Source organism: Mesorhizobium sp. Root157 (assembly GCF_001427385.1).
Lineage (GTDB): Bacteria > Pseudomonadota > Alphaproteobacteria > Rhizobiales > Rhizobiaceae > Mesorhizobium.
Window position 1 is genome coordinate 88,737 of the sequence record NZ_LMGJ01000037.1, and the last position, 17,169, is coordinate 105,905.

At 63.1% G+C, this 17,169-nt stretch carries 13 protein-coding genes; 6 read left to right on the top strand and 7 right to left on the bottom strand.

Going from position 1 to position 17,169, the window contains the following annotated elements; all coding sequences use genetic code 11:
* Positions 1-3: 3 nt before the first annotated feature.
* From ASD64_RS18830 to ASD64_RS18850, 5 genes are all read right to left on the bottom strand, one after another.
* Positions 4-1,845 carry an assimilatory sulfite reductase (NADPH) flavoprotein subunit gene (locus ASD64_RS18830; RefSeq protein WP_056108334.1) on the bottom strand — a complete coding sequence of 614 codons (1,842 nt, stop codon included), beginning with the start codon at positions 1,843-1,845 and terminating at the stop codon, positions 4-6.
* Between the two features lie 692 nt (positions 1,846-2,537).
* Positions 2,538-3,854: a hypothetical protein gene (locus tag ASD64_RS18835; RefSeq protein ID WP_056108337.1), complete on the bottom strand. Its 1,317-nt coding sequence runs from the start codon at positions 3,852-3,854 to the stop codon at positions 2,538-2,540.
* Between the two features lie 241 nt (positions 3,855-4,095).
* Positions 4,096-4,860 (bottom strand): Crp/Fnr family transcriptional regulator, encoded by a 765-nt coding sequence (locus ASD64_RS18840; RefSeq protein ID WP_056108340.1) that lies wholly within the window; start codon positions 4,858-4,860, stop codon positions 4,096-4,098.
* A gap of 277 nt (positions 4,861-5,137) precedes the next feature.
* On the bottom strand, positions 5,138-5,452 hold the full coding sequence (locus tag ASD64_RS18845; RefSeq protein WP_056108343.1) for a cupredoxin family copper-binding protein: 315 nt from the start codon (positions 5,450-5,452) through the stop codon (positions 5,138-5,140).
* Between the two features lie 123 nt (positions 5,453-5,575).
* Positions 5,576-6,271, bottom strand: a complete 696-nt coding sequence (locus ASD64_RS18850; RefSeq protein WP_056108347.1) for an RNA polymerase sigma factor — start codon at positions 6,269-6,271, stop codon at positions 5,576-5,578.
* Between the two features lie 180 nt (positions 6,272-6,451).
* Here ASD64_RS18850 and ASD64_RS18855 point away from each other — a divergent pair, with 180 nt between their 5' ends.
* Positions 6,452-8,011 (top strand): FAD-dependent oxidoreductase, encoded by a 1,560-nt coding sequence (locus ASD64_RS18855; RefSeq protein WP_056108350.1) that lies wholly within the window; start codon positions 6,452-6,454, stop codon positions 8,009-8,011.
* A gap of 113 nt (positions 8,012-8,124) precedes the next feature.
* On the opposite strand, the gene ASD64_RS18860 is transcribed toward ASD64_RS18855, so the two are convergent.
* The gene (locus ASD64_RS18860) at positions 8,125-10,143 is read right to left on the bottom strand and encodes a hydantoinase/oxoprolinase N-terminal domain-containing protein (RefSeq protein WP_056108353.1); all 2,019 of its coding nucleotides are present in this window, start codon (positions 10,141-10,143) and stop codon (positions 8,125-8,127) included.
* 451 nt (positions 10,144-10,594) lie between these two features.
* Here ASD64_RS18860 and ASD64_RS18865 point away from each other — a divergent pair, with 451 nt between their 5' ends.
* Positions 10,595-10,816, top strand: a complete 222-nt coding sequence (locus ASD64_RS18865; RefSeq protein ID WP_156460229.1) for a hypothetical protein — start codon at positions 10,595-10,597, stop codon at positions 10,814-10,816.
* Positions 10,817-10,829: 13 nt separating this feature from the next.
* On the opposite strand, the gene ASD64_RS18870 is transcribed toward ASD64_RS18865, so the two are convergent.
* A complete protein-coding gene (locus tag ASD64_RS18870) occupies positions 10,830-11,669 on the bottom strand; it encodes a LysR family transcriptional regulator (protein WP_056108361.1) in 840 nt (279 codons plus the stop codon).
* A 136-nt stretch (positions 11,670-11,805) separates the two neighbouring features.
* Between ASD64_RS18870 and ASD64_RS18875 the strand changes: the two genes are divergently transcribed.
* The 4 genes from ASD64_RS18875 to ASD64_RS18890 all read left to right on the top strand — a co-directional run bounded on the left by ASD64_RS18875 (position 11,806) and on the right by ASD64_RS18890 (position 17,149).
* Positions 11,806-12,471, top strand: coding sequence for a 5-formyltetrahydrofolate cyclo-ligase (locus ASD64_RS18875; protein ID WP_056108533.1), 666 nt, complete (start codon positions 11,806-11,808; stop codon positions 12,469-12,471).
* Positions 12,472-12,576: 105 nt separating this feature from the next.
* Positions 12,577-14,172 carry a cytochrome c oxidase subunit I gene (ctaD, locus tag ASD64_RS18880; RefSeq protein ID WP_056108362.1) on the top strand — a complete coding sequence of 532 codons (1,596 nt, stop codon included), beginning with the start codon at positions 12,577-12,579 and terminating at the stop codon, positions 14,170-14,172.
* A 168-nt stretch (positions 14,173-14,340) separates the two neighbouring features.
* Positions 14,341-15,762, top strand: coding sequence for a glutamine synthetase family protein (locus ASD64_RS18885; protein WP_056108365.1), 1,422 nt, complete (start codon positions 14,341-14,343; stop codon positions 15,760-15,762).
* Between the two features lie 100 nt (positions 15,763-15,862).
* Positions 15,863-17,149, top strand: coding sequence for an NAD(P)/FAD-dependent oxidoreductase (locus tag ASD64_RS18890; RefSeq protein ID WP_056108368.1), 1,287 nt, complete (start codon positions 15,863-15,865; stop codon positions 17,147-17,149).
* Positions 17,150-17,169 lie beyond the last annotated feature (20 nt).

Genomic DNA, 17,169 nt, shown 5'->3' on the forward strand with positions numbered 1-17,169 from the left:
GCCTCAATAAACGTCGATCTGGTAGCGGTGGCTGCTCTTGAGCGTGGCGAGGTATTCGGCGGCGGCGGCCTTGCCGAGCCCGCCCTGTTCACTAACGATCGACGCCAGCGTGGAATGGACGTCGGGAGCCAGCCTCGCGCCATCACCGCAGACATAGAGGTGGGCGCCTTCCTCCAGCCATGCATAGACGTCGCGCGCCTGTTCGCGCAGACGATGCTGCACATAGGTCTTGGCGGCGCCGTCGCGGGAGAAGGCGACGTTCATGCGGCTTAGCACACCGTCCTTGAGCAATCCTTGCCATTCGGTCTGGTAGAGGAAATCGCTGTCGAAGTTGCGCTCGCCGAAGAACAGCCAGGATTTGCCTGACGCACCCCTCGCCTCGCGCTCCTGCAGGAAGGCACGATAGGGAGCGACGCCGGTGCCGGCGCCGATCAGGATGATCGGGGCGTCGTCCGCAGGCAGCCGGAAATGCGGGTTGGCCTTAACATAGACCGGCAGCGTCGTGTCCGGCTCGGCCTGGCGGGAGAAGTGACCCGACGCGACGCCGAGGCGCGGCTCGCCATTGAGGTCATAGCGCACCGTGCTCACGGTCAGATGCACCTCATCGGGTGCCGACGACAGGCTCGACGCAATCGAATAGAGGCGCGGCTGCAACGGCCGCAAGCCCGCGGCGAAGGTCTGGGCATCGATGCCCGGAGCCGGGAAGCGCCGAACGATATCGACAACATGGTTGGATCGCAGGAAGGCGGCGCGCGCTTCGACCGCGGTCTCGCCGCGCAAGGCCTTGAGGTCTTCGGCCCCGCTCAACTCAGCCCAATGCTCGATGAAGCGCGGCGTCGCGGCGGTGATTTCCAGCGTGGCGGACAAGGCTTCGCCGAGCGTCGTGGCGCGATCCTTGACGGCAAGCGGCGCATCGGCGGAAAGCGACAATGCGGCCAGGAGGGCATCGACGGCGGCGGGATCGTTGCGCGGCATCACGCCCAGCGCATCGCCCGGCTCGAAGGCGAGACCCGAGCCCGCCAGCGACAATTCGATGTGCCGGGTTTCCTTGCTCGACCCCCGCCCGGTCAACGTCAGATTGTCGATGACGGTCGCGATGAACGGCGAGCGCTTGTCGTAGGCGGGAGCATCGGCAGAGGCGGCAGGAGCGACCGAAGCAGCTACGCCGTTGAGCTTGCCGGTGGGCGTGCCTTCAGGTTTGATCTTCCCAATGGCGGCCTTGAGCCAGTCCGCCGCCGGGTCGTCGTAGTCGACATCGCAATCGACGCGCTCATGCAGGCGTTCCGCGCCCAGTTCGGCCAGCCGTGCATCGAGTCGCTTGCCGGCGCCGCAGAAATACTCGTAGGTGGAATCGCCCAACGCCAGCACGGCATAGCGCACGCCTTCTAGACGTGGCGCCTTGCGGCTTTCCACGAACTCGAAGAATCCGACCGCCGAAAGCGGCGGCTCTCCTTCGCCATGCGTGCTGGTGACGATCAGGATGTCCTGCTCGTCCTTCAGCTTGCGCGGCTTGTATTCGGCCATGTCGGCGAGCGCCGGCTCGACCCCCGCCTTGCGCGCGGCCGCGGCCAGCAGTTTGGCGATGCCGGTGCTGTTGCCGGTCTCGCTGCCATGGAGAATGGTGAGCGTGCGGGCGGCGACAGCAGCCGGGGCGGCTATCGGCTGTCCTGGCAGCGGGAAGGCCGGGTCCGAAGCGCCGGTGAATGCGCGGGCGCTATGCCCGATGCCGGCGAAGTAGCCGCTGATCCAAAGCGCCTGGCCGGGCTGCAATGACACCGCCAGCGAGCTCAGCCGCTCCCACTGCTCCGCCGAGAACCCTGGACCGGGGAATTGAAGTGCCGTCATCCGTTTGCTCCCTCGTCCACATGGCAAAGCATCGTCGTTGCCGCCGCAGCGTGCGGCAGCGCGAACATGTTGAAATCATGCGGTTTTGAAGTCCGTCGGCAGGAGAGATGACTCGGCAATTTCGCCGACACAAACGAATGATATTGCTAATATGATGCAAGAAAGTTGCTACGAACTATTCTTGAAACGCGCATTCTGCCGAGTGTCGGACGCACATATCAATACTTCTAAGAACGCCGCGCAGCTTGGATGAAAAGTGCGACCGGGAAGCGCACAAATTTTTCTTCGAGGAAGCGAACTGACCCGAAAAACCGGGCCGGCACGGCGCACAAGGATGGATTTTTAGCAAATTCGCCTTGGAAACGCGATGCGGGTCACGCTCCGGAGACTTGACTACCGGTTCACCATAGCCACAAAAAAACCTCTGCCCGGCAAATGGAAAGGGCAAAGCAGGGACGACCACCCTCGTCCTGCATGCTCGCTTTCCGCTGCCGGGCAGAGGATGTGCGCGGCAAGGGCCGCGCTGACCTCAGCCTTGCAATCCCGGAAAGACGACAAGCTGTTTCCCGGAATTGCCTTATGCATGTCGCCCGAAAACGGGAACCGGTTTCGGGATAACGATATTCATGAAAACAATTACTTAGAGCGCGCCGGCGTATCTGTAGATCGCGACGCGCTCCAGGGGCTATGGATCAGATGCCTTTCAGGTACTCGACCAGATCGGTCTTGTTGCGCTGGCTGAGTTTCAGGCTGAACTGCTTGTCGTAGTGGTTGACCACGTCGAGCAGGCTGGCAAACCGGCCGTCATGGTAGAAGCCGCCCTTCTGGTGTGACCACAGTCCGGCCAGCGGAGCCGTCCGGTACATGTGCGTCGGGGAGCGGTCGGCCTGGAAGCTGTCGACACCGATCTCTTCCGGCGTATGCATGTTGTAACCGGGTTCGGTGAACAGCGGCGGCACATGGCAGGTCGAGCACTTGCCCGCACCTTCGAACACCACCTGGCCGCGCTTGAAGGCCGCCTTGTCGAAGGACCCGGCGGGAGCTTTCGGGGCAGGCAGGGAAAGCTGGTAGAAATGCAGCGCCGCCAGCTTGCCGGTGGCATCGTCGGGCGAATGGCGCGTATGACCGGCACCCGATTTCGCGGCGACCGGATATTGCTTCTTGTCGTCGAAGCGCTCGTCGATGAAGGTCGCCATGCCGTGCATCTGCGTGCCGGCGACGTAAGCGTTCCAATAGGTCACCGAGCCTGCGCCCGTCGAAGTCGCAAGGTTGAAACCGGCAAGGCCGAAGGCCGGCGGGATCATCGTCGCGGCAGACTTGCCGTCCGGCCGCAGCGCCTTGCCGTCCTTGTCGAGATAGGCGTCGTAACGGCCGGGACCCCAGGTAGCCAGGACCTTCCTGACAGTATCGGCGTCGACGCCGAGCAGGTCTGTGAAGGGCTTGAGGCTTGGCGCCAGGGAAACGATCGCGCCGACATTGAGGTCACGGTTGGCCCAGCCGTCGAGGCGCTTGCCGATACCCGGCGCAAAGGAATCGTCGACGGTCGAGTGGCACAGCGAGCACTGGACGCCCATCGACCTGACGCTGCCGTCCTTGTTCAGGAACGCCTTGACGCCGACCACCGCATTCAGCTTGAGCAGAGCCAGTGTCGTTGCCGGATCGTCGAGATTGACCTTGCCGGCAGCGATCTTGCGCTTGAGGGACTTGGGCAGGACATCCGCATCCACCTTCAAGCCGACCGCAAGCGCCGTCTTTGGCGAGACGCCGGGGCCGACGCCTCCATTCTTTTCGCCGGCTACAGCCTTGTGCAACTGCAGTGCATCGCCCCAGAAAGCCTCGCTGCCGAACGTATCGTAGCGAAAGGTCTTCTTGCCCTGATCGAGCATGGTGCGTGCGTACTTGCCGGCCGTCGCGTCGTATCCGTCGACCTTGGCCGCGGTCGTCGCGCCGACAGCCATAGCCATTCCGAGCGAAGCCGCCGTTCCTATCAGCAGAGCTTTCCGTTTCATGACACCCTCAGACATTCGAGTTCTTTTGCCACTACAGCGCCGGGCGTCCAATTGGACGCGCAAAGTACGCTGTAGAACTTTGAATCTGCGCATGGTCCCTTCCGAAGATCGAAATCGATTTTCGGGGTCATACGCTGGAATTCGATCACATCCAGGATTTCAAAGGACGCATCAAATTCTATTGTCGATGGTTACGCATGGAAGGAGGATTGTCAGTTACCATTGTAACAACCTGGATTTATTATCCGAATGAAAGATCGGACAACGCTTCCAGTTTGTCTTGGTCAACCATGAGAAGGCCGCGCGTCGTGTATTGCACGACGCCATTTCTTCTAAGGGTGTTCAAGGCCGTCGATATTCTTTCTCGACGCGCCACCACCATCTGCGCGATCTCTTCCTGGGTAAGATAGATGGGAATTTCGACCATCGGGCCGGCTTGCCGGCCGACCTTGCGGGCCAGCACCGACAGCACATTGGCCAGCCGGCGGACGGTGCCGTCGGCGGCCAAAGTGTTGATCTGGCCGTAAGCGTCCTTGAGGGTATGGCCGAACACGTCGATCATTGCCGCCATCATCGCCGGCTTCGCCGCCAGGATCTGCCTGATTTCGTACAAAGGCACCGCGACCGTTTCGACCTTCTCCAGGGCGATCGCCCAGTCCGGACGCTCCGTCTCCGTGAGACAAAGTTCGCCCACGACATCGCCGGAACGGCGCAGGTCGTAGATGACGTCGCTGCCGCTCGAGGTCGTTGCGCCCACCTTCACGAAGCCGCTCTTGATGAAGAAGAAGACACGGTCGTGGTCGCCGACATTGTAGATGACGTCGTTCTTGCGGAAGGACGTCAGCCGCCTGCTCGACAGGAATTCGGTGCAACTGCCCTGGCCGAAGGCAGTGCACAGGGCGTTCGAAATGGTTGCCTGGCGGCCCATGGCTAGGTCTGCGGCAACCTGCTCGCCGCGCTTGTTGCTGAGTTCGGAAGATACGGCTTCGCGCACGGCAAGTGTCATGAGGCACCCCGGATAGAGTTGCTGGACTTTTCTACTGTGCCGCCACGCGATGTTCGCGAGCCGGAGCCGGCCAGGCCGGTGCGCCGCGAAGGGGAACGGCGCACCGATGGAAAGCCAGCCTGCGGCGGCTGTCGGAGGCTCTCCTTGCCTGCCGCGCGTCACAAGCCGACGCGTGGCTCCTGCATGCCTCCCCGCGAGCCGTCACCGGCCGGGAGAGGCGGGTCTGTGATCCGATGCCTGCCTGCAGCAATTTGCGCAGGCTCGTCCGGAACCGCCTTTACTTGGCGGATACGATGATGCGGCCCTTCATGTTGGGATGGAACCGGCAGTAGTAGTCGATCATGCCGGCTTCCGTCACAACGTAGGTTCCCGCCTTCTTCGGCGGCAGCATCACTTCCCAACCGCCTTTCACCGTGGCGGTATGCGCGAACGGATCATTGTTCACCCACTCGATCGTATCGCCGACCTTCGCCTGAACGTCGATCGGGTTGAAGACGAGCTTGTCGATCTTGACCTGAATTGTTTCGGCATGTGCAGCACTGCCGATCAGGGCAAATGCCAACGTTGCCGCGATGAAAATGGACTGTCTCAATTCCTGATTCCTACCTTGTACCGGCCCGGTTCGAAGCGTCGCGCTTGATCCGTGGTCCGTTACTCATTGGATACGCATTACGCACAAACGTTCCCGGAAATCGCATAGTCCGGAAGCTGCAGGCTACTCGCAGACGCCGAGACGGCCGAGCACGGCGACGGTCAACCGCTCGCAGCGTCGGCCCGCGAACGGGAAGGCGTCCAGAAGCACGGGGCCGATCTGCGCGTCCAGTTCCTTGCGCACAAGCTGGCGGGCGCGGTGGAGGCGCGTCTTGACCGTCTCGGGCTTGACGCCGAGCAGTTCGGAAGTCTCGTCGATGTTGAGCCCCTCGATCACGCGGGCAACGAACACCGTGCGATAGACATCCGGCAGGTTGTCGGTTGCCCGTTCGACCAGTTGGAGGATTTGCCGTTGCGCCATGGTCCGCTCCGGATCGTCATTGCTAACGTTGATGGGAAACTGAATGATGTTGGCTTCCGCCTGCGGATAGCTGGATTCCGGCACTTCGATCGAACGCCGTTTCTTGCGCATGCGCCCCAGCGCCTCGTTGATGACGATGCGCGAAAGCCAGGTGGCGAGCGAGGAATCGCCGCGAAAGCCGTCGAGATGCGAGAAGGCGCGAACATAGCCTTCCTGGACGATGTCCTCGGCTTCGCTGTCGTTGCGCACGATGCCTCTCGCAAGCCGGTAGAGCCGCTGGTTGTGCGTCTTCATGATGGTGCGGAAGGCAGTCGCGTCACGGGCTTGCGCCCGCTCCACCAGTTCGCTGTCGCTGAGAGCTGCCGTGCCTTGCGCAAGGGGTTTGCCAACAGATGCCATGGGTTATCCTCCGCGTTCTGTGCATTGGATGGTATTGCACGAAAAAGGTTCCCGTCATTGCGTATCGGCAAGTTCGGTGGCGATGATGGCTTTGCCGGGGAACCTTTTCGGCGTTAACTCATCCAAATTCCCAGACGGTGCTCGCTTCATGAGCACCCGTTTTTGAGAGGGAACGCCGCTATGTCATCGCATGAACCCCAGGAAACCGGCCCCGACCTGGCTCAAGGCGTGTCGGTCGATGCTTTCGGCGACAACGGGCTCCTTCAGGGGCACGTCGACGGCGAGCCCGTGGTCCTTGCCCGCGTCGGCGATGCGATCATGGCCGTCGGTGCCACCTGTACCCATTACGGCGCGCCGCTGGCGCAGGGCATCATCGTGGGCGATACGGTCCGTTGCCCGTGGCACCATGCCTGCTTCAGCCTGCGGACCGGCGAAGCCGTCGGCGCGCCGGCCTTCGACCCTCTGGCGCGCTGGAAGGTGGAGCGGGACGGCGACAGGGTTACGGTCCATGGCAAGTTGCCGCCAGAGGATGGTTCGGCTGCCGGGCCGGCCCCCGGCGCTTCGGCGCATCCTGAAAAAATCGTCATCGTCGGTGGCGGCGCCGCCGGCTTTGCCGCCGCCGAAATGCTGCGCAGGAGGGGTTATCAAGGCGGCCTCACCATGCTCAGCGCCGATGTCGACGCGCCTTACGACCGCCCCAACCTGTCCAAGGACTACCTTGCCGGAACCGCGGAGGAGGCGTGGATGCCGCTGCGCTCGGACGATTTCTACGCCGAACACGGGATCGACCTGCAATTGTCCACGGTCGTCGACCGGATCGATACGGACAAGCGCACCGTAATTACCGGCGACGGCCGCGTCTTCGGCTATGACCGGCTGCTGCTGGCGACCGGAGCGGAACCGATCCATCTCAAGATTCCCGGCGCCGACCGGGACCATGTCTTTGTCCTGCGCTCGATGGCCGACAGCCGCGCCATCATCGACAACATCGCGCGGGCGAAGTCCGCCGTGGTGCTGGGCGCCGGCTTCATCGGGCTGGAGGTCGCGGCGGCTCTGCGCAGCCGTGGCCTGGACATCCATGTCGTCACGCAGGACAGCCGGCCGTTCGAGCATATTCTCGGCCCGGACCTGGGCAATTTCATCCGCTCCATCCACGAGGAGCACGGCGTTGTCTTTCACCTCGACACGACGATCGGAAGCATCAGCGACAAGACGGTGATGCTCACCAACGGCCGCGAACTGGCCGCCGATATCGTCATTATCGGCGTCGGGGTCAGGCCGCGGGTCGAACTGGCAAGCAGTGCCGGCCTTGCCGTCGACCAGGGCATCATGGTCAACGGGTATCTCGAGACGAGCGTGCCGGGCATTTTCGCCGCCGGCGACGCCGCCCGCTGGCACGATATCGCCAGCGACCAGTCGCGGCGCGTGGAGCACTGGGTCGTTGCAGCGCGTCAGGGGCAGGTGGCGGCCGAAAACATGCTTGGCCTGCACAGGCCTTTTGCGAGCGTGCCCTTCTTCTGGAGCGCGCACTACGATGTGACGATCCGCTATACCGGCTATACGCGCTCGTGGGATGCTGTCGAAATCGAAGGCAGCCTTGCCGACCGCGATTGCACCATCAGCTACAGACTGGGCGGCAAAATTGTCGCGGTTGCCTCGATCGGACGCGACGCGCAGTCACTCGCCTGCGAAGCCGCGATGGGGGGCGAAACGATCGGAGATCAGAGCGCTTCCATCTAACCATGAAGCACTCAGGAGGCGGCGCGATCTTTCAGATTCGCTGGCGCGCTCCAAGTATTTGTTTTCATGCATGTCGTTGTCCCGAATCGGTTCCCTCTTTCGGGCGACATGCATTAGGAGGCGACGCGCGGCCTTCCGGTCGCCGTCGCCACGACAAAGGCTTCGACGAAACTGCGCTCGCCCTCGATGGTCGCCACCTTGATGTCGCGGGCGATCTCGATGCGGGCCTGATCGGTCCCGGCGCGTTGGGCCAGCAAAGCCGCCATCTCGCGGATATGCGCCTCGGCAGCCGCCATCGCTTCTTCCTCGGTCTCGAAATCATCGAGCTTTTCACCGGCATTGACCCGAAACAGGCCGATCTCGGGCTGGCTGACGCGCGCCTCGGCCGACATGCGCACCTGCCCGACCACGGCGCCCAACGCATTGGCGACGTCGGCGTCCCTGGCGATTTCGCAACCATTGCCGACCAGCGCCGACAGATTGGCATAGTGCAGATGCGCGGAGGCACCGAGGCCGATCACCGGCCGGTCGAGCGCGATCGACAGGCGCGCCATGCCGCCCCGCTTGTCGATTGCCCTTTGCACCAGTGCGTCGGCAACCGAAGCTTCGCCCTCCAGCCCGTCTTCTGCAAAGACCGTCTCGATCATGGTCTCGGCAGAGCGGCGGGTGACGGCGGCAAGCACGATCTCGCAGAAGGCATCCCCATTCCGGGCAACGGTCTGGCCCTGGCCGTTGCGCCGGCGTGCCAGGAGTTCCGCGCCAAGCCGGGCGGCCTCGGCATTCCAGTTGTCCTGGCGGCCGAGCGCGTGGGCGGCATCGGACGGGGTGAAGCCGATGATGTGGGCAAGGCCGCGCGCAACGAGCCGGTTGAGCGTCGCGATCTGCGAGGTCGAGCCGAGCAGCCGGTCGAGCGGCGCCGGCTCGGGTGACAGTTCCGCATAGAGCCGCGCCTCGGTGCCTGAAAGACCGGAAGCCAGCCGTTCGGGAACGCCGGTGCGCATGGCAAAGCGGCCGTCCAGCCGGCTGACTGTCGGGCTGAGCAACTGCCGGTTCAGGCTCTTGGCGATGATCTCGCTATGCTTGACGGCTGCCAGAGACAGCGGCACCAGCCGGCGCGGTCCAAGCACGATCGTCGTCACCAGCGAATGGTCCTTGAGCGCGACTTCCGAATCCCCGCCAAGCCCGAAGGTGCGCATGGCCACGGCCTCGACCATGGTGCGCATGCCGCCGACGGTCGCACCGTCCGGGTCGAGCCGCAGCCGGCCGCCGTCGAGAACGGCGATGTCGGTCGTGGTGCCGCCGATGTCTGAAACGACGGCGTTGTCCAGGCCGGTCATATGCCTGGCGCCGACAAGACTTGCAGCCGGGCCGGACAGGATTGTCTCGATCGGCCGGGCGCGGGCAAATTCCGCCGTGATCAGCGCGCCGTCACCGCGCACCACCATGAGCGGCGCGGCGATGCCGCGCTTGTGAAGAAAGCCTTCGGTCGCATCGACCAGCCGGTCGATCATCGAAATGAGACGGGCATTGAGCAGCGTCGTCAGCGCGCGCCGGGGTCCGCCGAGCTTCGACGTCAATTCGTGCGAGCAGGTGACGGGCAGCCGCGTGCGTTCGCGAATGAGGGCGCGCGCCGCGATCTCGTGCTCGGGGTTGCGCACGGCGAAATAGGCGGCGACCGCCACGCCGGTCACGGTTTCCGCCAAGGTGGGAAGGGCGGCTTCCAAAGCCTCCAGCGAAAGGTCGCCGGCGTTGCCATGCACGTCATGGCCGCCGGGGCAGAAGATCACCGGGTCGGAACCCAGCGCGCCCGCCAGTCCGTTGCGGGAAAGATCGTCTTCGCCGAAACCGATCATGACCAGCGCGACCCGGCCGCCCTGGCCCTCGACCAGCGCATTGGTGGCAAGCGTGGTCGACATCGACACCAGCTTGATCACGCCGGGTTCGATGGCGGCTTCGGCCAATACCGCATCAACCGCGCCGGAAATGCCTTCGGCAAGATCGTAGCGCGTCGTCAGCGATTTCGCCTTGGCGACGATGCCGGTGGCTTCCGACCACAACACGGCGTCGGTGTAAGTGCCGCCCGTGTCGATGCCAAGATAAAGCGACGATGTCTGCACTGCTTGAGCTGTCATGTCCGGTCGGCCATTCCTAAACCTACGTGAACATGTGCGCCCTTGCCATTCGGCATGGCAACGAACGGACAAGCCCGTTCATCGGATTTGACGGCGCGCGATGTCACGGCAAACTCTGCTCTGCGGCAACCTGCAGCCCGACCCCAAGAAGGGGAAGGACGCGATGGCCAGACCCATTGCCCGCACCTTGGAATAATTCAAGCGAAATTTATTGCGGACTCGCGACAATAATCTTGCGCTGAACGACCGTCGCGTGACGTCGCAAGTCAGGCTTTCCATGCTTTCCGTTTCGTGCAGTGTTGCACGGCGGAACGCCAGCGAGAGGCGGGCCGTGGCTTCGGATCAATGCGCGCGGCAGCATCCGTCACGATAATCCGATGCAGAAGCAATGAGATAAGATGGTTTGGCGGCTCTATTTTCGCCAACCGGGCAAGGCATGAAAGAGACTGGCGTGACGATCGGTTGGAATGAACTCACCAAGGAAGAGCAGACGGCGCTCAAGCGCATGAACCGTGGACCCTATCCCGAACTGGACAAAACATTGGGCCAGCGGCTGATTGCGCTGGGGCTGGCGCAAGACAGGCCGCGCGGCATCGGCATCAACCGGACCGGGCGCGAACTGGTGATCGGCACATTGCTTGCCGCGCGCGATGCGCCGGCATCGGACGGTTGATGCCGACCGGCTCTTACCGGACGACCTCTTTCAGTCCCCGTAACGCTTCCTGAATGTCGGCGCGCGCTTCGCCGGCTTCCGGGTAAATGGCATAGGCCGGGTAGGTGAATTCGGGTGCGCCTTCCACGAGTTCAAGCTCTCCGGATTCCAGATAAGGGGCAACCACGCCCTTGCGGAAGTAGCCCTTGCCGCCGGCGCGCAGGATGTAGTTCAGGCCGAGCGGGCCGAGGCCGACCAGAAGGCCGGGTTCCCCGAACGCAGCCGAGCCGGAATCGTGCTGGGCCGCGAAAAGCGGGCCCCAATCGACATAGACATAGTCCGTGGCGTTGCTGGCTTCGGTGTCCCTGCTGCGCACCAGGACCAGTTGTTCTTCTTCAAGAAGTTCCACCCGGAAGCCCGGCAGGAGCTTCGGCGCATAGAGTATGGCGATGTCCAGCACGCCGGTCCTGAGTTGTTCCAGCAACTGGTCCGGCACACCGACATGGGCATGGATGGCGATTTCGGGCTTGGACTTCTTCATCCACACCAGCCAGTCGAGCAACAGCGGGTTCCACAGGCTGAGTTCGCCACCAAGCGCCACGACACTCGTACGCCCGCTGGGTATCGCAAGCTGATGGCGGGCGCGTTCCCAGATCTGCACGAACGACTGGGCGAAGCGCTCGAACTCCTTTCCCGCCGGTGTCAGGTGGGCGCCGTTGCGGTTGCGCACGAACAACTGCCGGCCAAGCTCGTCCTCGAGCGTGCGGATGCGGGCGCTGACCGTGGTCTGCGTGACGAAGAGCCGTTCGGCCGCGCGCAGGAAACTGCCCGAATGCACGATCTCGAGAAAGGTGCGCGCACGATCTACATCCACGGCGTGTTCCTCTTAATGCAATAATATTGCGCCAATAAAGCATTTAATTCCGTTTGTGTTCTGCTTTCAAGCGGCGCACCGTCGCATGCGAGGTGGGGCGGACCAAGGCCGCAAAGGCGGCATGAACGGAGCACATATGGCGGACAAGCGAACGGGGATACCCGAGGCTGGCACCTATGCGTCTCCGCCATGCTTCATGCACGAAGTATCCGAAGATGGCGTGTGCGATACCCCGGTCAAGCAGGATGGCTGGGCGGATGTCGCGCGCTGGCGCAAGGCGGAGCGCAACCGCCTGATCGAGGCGCGGCTGGCGCTGGACGCGCAGGAACGGCAGGCCCGCTCGGAGCGGATCGCCGTCACGCTCGACCGCATCGTCGGCCGGGTCAGCGGCCGCATCGTCGGCAGCTACTGGCCGTTCCGGGGCGAACCGGACCTGCGCAACTGGTCGATCCGCATCATCGAACGTGGCGGCCGCATCGCCTTGCCCGTCGTGATCCGCAAGGGCTGGCCGCTGGAGTTCCGCATCTGGTCTCCGGGAGATCCTCTGGAACGCGGCATCATGGACATTCTGGTTCCCTCGCGCGGCCCGTCGGTCCAGCCCGATGTGGCCATCGCGCCGGTCGTCGGCTTCGACGCGGCCAATTTCCGGCTGGGCTATGGCGGCGGCTTCTTCGACCGCACTCTGGCGGCGATGCCGCGGCGGGCGTTCGTCATCGGCGTCGGTTATGCCGAAAGCCGGCTCAACACGATCTATCCGCAACCCCACGACATCGCGATGGACGCTATCGTCACGGATGAATGAAAACGAAGCAGGCTCGGCCTTTTCCGACCCGTGACGCCAGGTTCCCCACCCACCGCCACCCGTAAGGACCGAAAGCCTGCCAATATGAAAGGCAGGTAAGAAACCATGTCCGACACCACGACAGCCGAGGGCGACCACAGGCCCGGCTTCATTGGCCGCTGGGTATTTTCGACCAATCACAAGGATATCGGGACGCTCTATCTGCTGTTCTCGATCCTCTCCGGGATTTTCGGGACGGGCCTGTCGGTTCTCCTGCGCATGGAACTGCAGGACCCCGGCATGCAGATCTTTGCCGATCCGGCCGTCTACAATGTCGTGGTCAGCGCGCACGGGCTGGTGATGATCTTCTTCGTCATCATGCCGGCGCTGATCGGCGGTTTCGGCAACTGGATGGTGCCGATCATGATCGGCGCGCCGGACATGGCCTTCCCGCGCATGAACAACATCTCGTTCTGGCTGCTGGTGGTGTCGCTGATCCTGTTCGTCACCTCCATGTTCGTTCCGGGCGCGCCGGGCGCGCTCGGCCATGGCGGCGGCTGGACGCTTTATCCGCCGTTCTCCACCGATGGCCAGCCCGGTCCCGCCGTGGATCTGGTTATCCTGTCGATCCACCTGTCGGGCGCGTCCTCAATCCTCGGCGCGATCAACTTCATCACCACCATCCTCAACATGCGCGCTCCCGGCATGACCATGCACAAGATGCCGCTGTTTGCCTGGGGCATGCTGATCACCGCCTTCATGCTTCTCCTGTCGCTGCCGGTGCTCGCCGGGGCGGTGACCATGCTGCTTACCGACCGCAACTTCGGCACCACCTTCTTCAGCCCCGCCGGCGGTGGCGATCCGATCCTCTACCAGCACCTGTTCTGGTTCTTCGGCCACCCCGAAGTCTACATCATGATCCTGCCGGGCTTCGGCATCATAAGCCATGTCATCTCGACCTTCTCCAAGAAGCCGATCTTCGGTTATCTCGGCATGGCCTATGCCATCGTCGCGATTGGCGCGATCGGCTTCGTGGTGTGGGCGCACCACATGTTCACGGTCGGCCTGTCGGTCGATTCGCAGCGCTATTTCGCCTTCGCCTCGATGGTGATTGCGGTGCCGACCGGCGTGAAGGTGTTCTCCTGGCTCGCCACGATGTGGGGCGGTTCCATCGAGTTCAAGACGCCGATGCTGTTTGCCACCGGCTTCGTGCTGCTGTTCACCATCGGCGGCGTGACGGGTGTGCAGCTTGCCAATCCGAGCCTCGACCGTCCGCTGCAGGATACCTACTACGTCATTGCGCACTTCCACTACGTGCTGTCGCTCGGTGCGGCCTTCGCGATATTCTCCGGATTCTACTACTGGTTCCCGAAGATGAGCGGCTACATGTACAACGAGGCCCTCGGCAAGGTGCATTTCTGGACGATGTTCATCGGCGTCAACCTGGTGTTCTTCCCGCAGCACTTCCTCGGCCTTGCCGGCATGCCCCGCCGCTATGCCGACTATCCCGATGCCTTCGCCGGCTGGAACTTCGTCTCCTCGGTCGGCTCCTACATCTCGGCTGCCGGCCTGCTGATATTCCTGTTCATGGTGGCCGAGGCCTTCAACCGCAAGCGTGCAGCGGCCGCCAATCCCTGGGGCGTGGGCGCGACGACGCTCGAATGGACGCTGTCGTCGCCACCGCCTTACCATCAGTTCCAGCAACTGCCGCTGGTGCGCTGACGGGCGCAAACAAGGCCGGCCCGCAGGGCAATGGACCGCTCTGCGGGTCGCCATGCGTTTGCGCATCGACCCACGGAAACTCAATCGGACGGCCCGGCCTTCGGTCCCCCTTTCATTCCGTCGACCGAAGCGGCATACTCCGGCCACTTCAACTTGTTCTGGTGATTGATGCCGCCTGCTAAAAAGGAAATTCGTCCGAAACGCGCCCGCACTCCCGCCTTCGTCAAGAACCTGCGCGGAGTGAAGAACTGGAGGGAAGCCACCGATTGGCTTGAATGGCGCGGCATCGAAGACATCGAGTGCATCACCCCCGACCAGGCAGGCGTTGCTCGCGGCAAGATGATGCCGTCGAAGAAGTTCACTTCCAACACCTCGCTTGCCTTGCCGTCGGCGGTGTTCATGGCGACGATCTCCGGCGGCTATCCGGAAGATGGCAACGGGTTCGTCTATCCGGAGGATGACGGCGACCTCAAGCTCCTGCCCGATCTGTCGACCCTGACCGTGGTGCCGTGGGAGGAGGACCCCACCGCTGCCGTGATCTGCGATCTCGTGCATCAGGACGGCCGTTCGGTCGAATTCGCGCCGCGCAACGTCTTGAAGCGTGTGCTTGCCGCCTACGACAAGCGCGGGCTGAAACCGGTCGTCGCCCCGGAAATCGAATTCTATCTCGTCCACAAGAACCCTGACCCGGATTATCCGCTAACCCCGCCGGTCGGCCGTTCGGGTCGCGCCATCGGCGGCGGGGCCGGCTATTCCATCGCCGGCGTCAACGAGTTCGACGAACTGATCGACGACATCTATCATTTCTCCGAAAGTCAGGGTCTCGAGATCGATACGCTGATCCACGAAGAGGGCGCCGGCCAGCTCGAGATCAATTTGCGCCATGGCGATCCGGTGGAACTGGCGGACCAGGTGTTCATGTTCAAGCGCACCATCCGCGAGGCGGCGCTGAAGCACGACATCTATGCGACCTTCATGGCCAAGCCGATCCAGGGGCAACCGGGTTCGGCCATGCACATCCACCAGTCGATCCTCGACAAGAAGACCGGCAGGAACATCTTCACCGCCGAGGACGGTTCGGAAACGGATGCCTTCTTCCACTTCATCGGCGGCATGCAAAAGCATGTGCCGAATGCACTGGTCATGTTCGCGCCCTACGTCAATTCGTACCGGCGGCTGACGCAGGCGGCGTCCGCGCCGGTCAACACCAGATGGGGCTATGACAATCGCACCACAGCCTTCCGCGTGCCGCGCTCGGAGCCGGCGGGGCGTCGCGTTGAAAATCGCATTCCCTCCTCCGACGCCAACCCCTACCTTGCACTCGCCGCATCGTTGGCCTGCGGGCTGATCGGCATGACCAACAAGCTCAAGGCCGAGTCGCCGGTGGTGACTACCGCCAACGAGGATGAGATCGACCTGCCGCGCGGATTGCTCGAGGCCGTCGATCTGTTCGAGGGCGACGAGATCCTGTGCGAGATGCTGGGCAAGACCTTCGCCACCACCTATGCGGCGATCAAGCGGGCCGAATTCGAGACCTTCATGGAGGTCATCAGCCCATGGGAGCGGGAGTATCTGCTGCTCAACGTGTAGGCGAATAGCGAAGAGGCACTCTTGCCCTGTTCAATTCTGCAAGCACGAACGTCTGGAACAAACCATACTTTCTTCCCTATATTCACTCGCCGCTGAGACCATGCCCTACCAGTCTCCCATCTCGCCCGGCCGCTCGTGGTACGAAGACACGGCCGGACCGCGCCCAGAATATCCGGCGCTTGACGGCAGCCGCCAGGCCGATGTCGTCATCATCGGCGGCGGATTCACCGGCTTGTCGGCCGCGGCCCACCTCGCCAAGGCCGGCAGCGATGTCGTCCTGATCGAAGCGCATCGCTTCGGCGATGGTGCGTCCGGCCGCAATGGCGGCCAGCTCGGCACCGGACAGCGCGCCTGGGCCGAAGAACTGGAAGCAGAATATGGCCTGACTCGGGCCAGGGCGCTGTTCGGCCTGGCCGAGGAAGCCAAGGCGCATCTGCTGGAATTCGCCGAGGCCAACAAGATCGATATCGACTATGCGCCTGGCCAGATGTCGGTAGCGCACAAGAAGCGCTTCGTCGACGGCTACAAGGCGCATGCCGAGACCATGGCCAGCCGTTTTTCCTATCCTCACATCTCCTTCATGGACGCCAGGGAAACCGCGGAGCGGCTGGGATCGGCTCACTTTTTCGGCGGCGTCCGCGATGTCGGCACGGGTCATATCCATCCGCTCAAGCTGGTCGTCGGCACGGCGCGTGTTGCCGCCGAGGCAGGCGCCCATCTTTACGAAAGCACTCCGGCCACCGGCATTGTCGCCAGCGGCGGCAAGGTACTGGTGACGACGCCGACAGGAACGATCACAGCCGACAAATGCCTGATCGCGGCCAATGCCTATGGCGGCACGCTGGAGCCGGTCAGCGCTGCGCACATCATGCCGATCGGCTCCTTCATCGGCGCGACCGTGCCGCTCGGCGCAGACTCGCCCGTGCTTCCCGGCGGCGAATCGGTCGACGATTCCCGTTTCGTCGTGCGCTACTTTCGCAAGTCGAAGGACGGGCGCCTGCTGTTCGGCGGCCGTGAGATCTATGCCGTCAGCGACCCCAAGGACATCCATATCGGCATCCGCAAGCAGATCGCCGAGATCTATCCGGCGCTGAAGGACGTCGAGATCACGCATGGCTGGGGCGGTTATGTCGGCATCACCGTCCCGCGCAAACCGTTCGTGCGCGAAGTCATGCCCAACGTCATTTCGGCCGGAGGCTATTCCGGCCACGGCGTCATGCTGTCGAATTTCGTCGGCAAACTTTACGCCGAAACCGTCGCCGGCAACCGCGATCGGCTGAAACTGATCGAGGACCTGAAAATCCCGTCCTTCCCGGGCGGGCGCACCTTCCGCACCCCGCTGCTGTTTTTGGCGCTGAACTGGTTTGCACTGCGCGACCGGTTCTAGACTTGGCGTGGAAAACGCGA

Bases quoted from the DNA above. Each gene is read 5' to 3' on its own strand.
- ASD64_RS18830 (WP_056108334.1), bottom strand. From the start codon at position 1,845: ATGACGGCACTTCAATTCCCCGGTCCAGGGTTCTCGGCGGAGCAGTGG.
- ASD64_RS18835 (WP_056108337.1), bottom strand. From the start codon at position 3,854: ATGAAACGGAAAGCTCTGCTGATAGGAACGGCGGCTTCGCTCGGAATG.
- ASD64_RS18840 (WP_056108340.1), bottom strand. From the start codon at position 4,860: ATGACACTTGCCGTGCGCGAAGCCGTATCTTCCGAACTCAGCAACAAG.
- ASD64_RS18850 (WP_056108347.1), bottom strand. From the start codon at position 6,271: ATGGCATCTGTTGGCAAACCCCTTGCGCAAGGCACGGCAGCTCTCAGC.
- ASD64_RS18855 (WP_056108350.1), top strand. From the start codon at position 6,452: ATGTCATCGCATGAACCCCAGGAAACCGGCCCCGACCTGGCTCAAGGC.
- ASD64_RS18860 (WP_056108353.1), bottom strand. From the start codon at position 10,143: ATGACAGCTCAAGCAGTGCAGACATCGTCGCTTTATCTTGGCATCGAC.
- ASD64_RS18875 (WP_056108533.1), top strand. From the start codon at position 11,806: ATGGCGGACAAGCGAACGGGGATACCCGAGGCTGGCACCTATGCGTCT.
- ctaD (WP_056108362.1), top strand. From the start codon at position 12,577: ATGTCCGACACCACGACAGCCGAGGGCGACCACAGGCCCGGCTTCATT.
- ASD64_RS18885 (WP_056108365.1), top strand. From the start codon at position 14,341: ATGCCGCCTGCTAAAAAGGAAATTCGTCCGAAACGCGCCCGCACTCCC.
- ASD64_RS18890 (WP_056108368.1), top strand. From the start codon at position 15,863: ATGCCCTACCAGTCTCCCATCTCGCCCGGCCGCTCGTGGTACGAAGAC.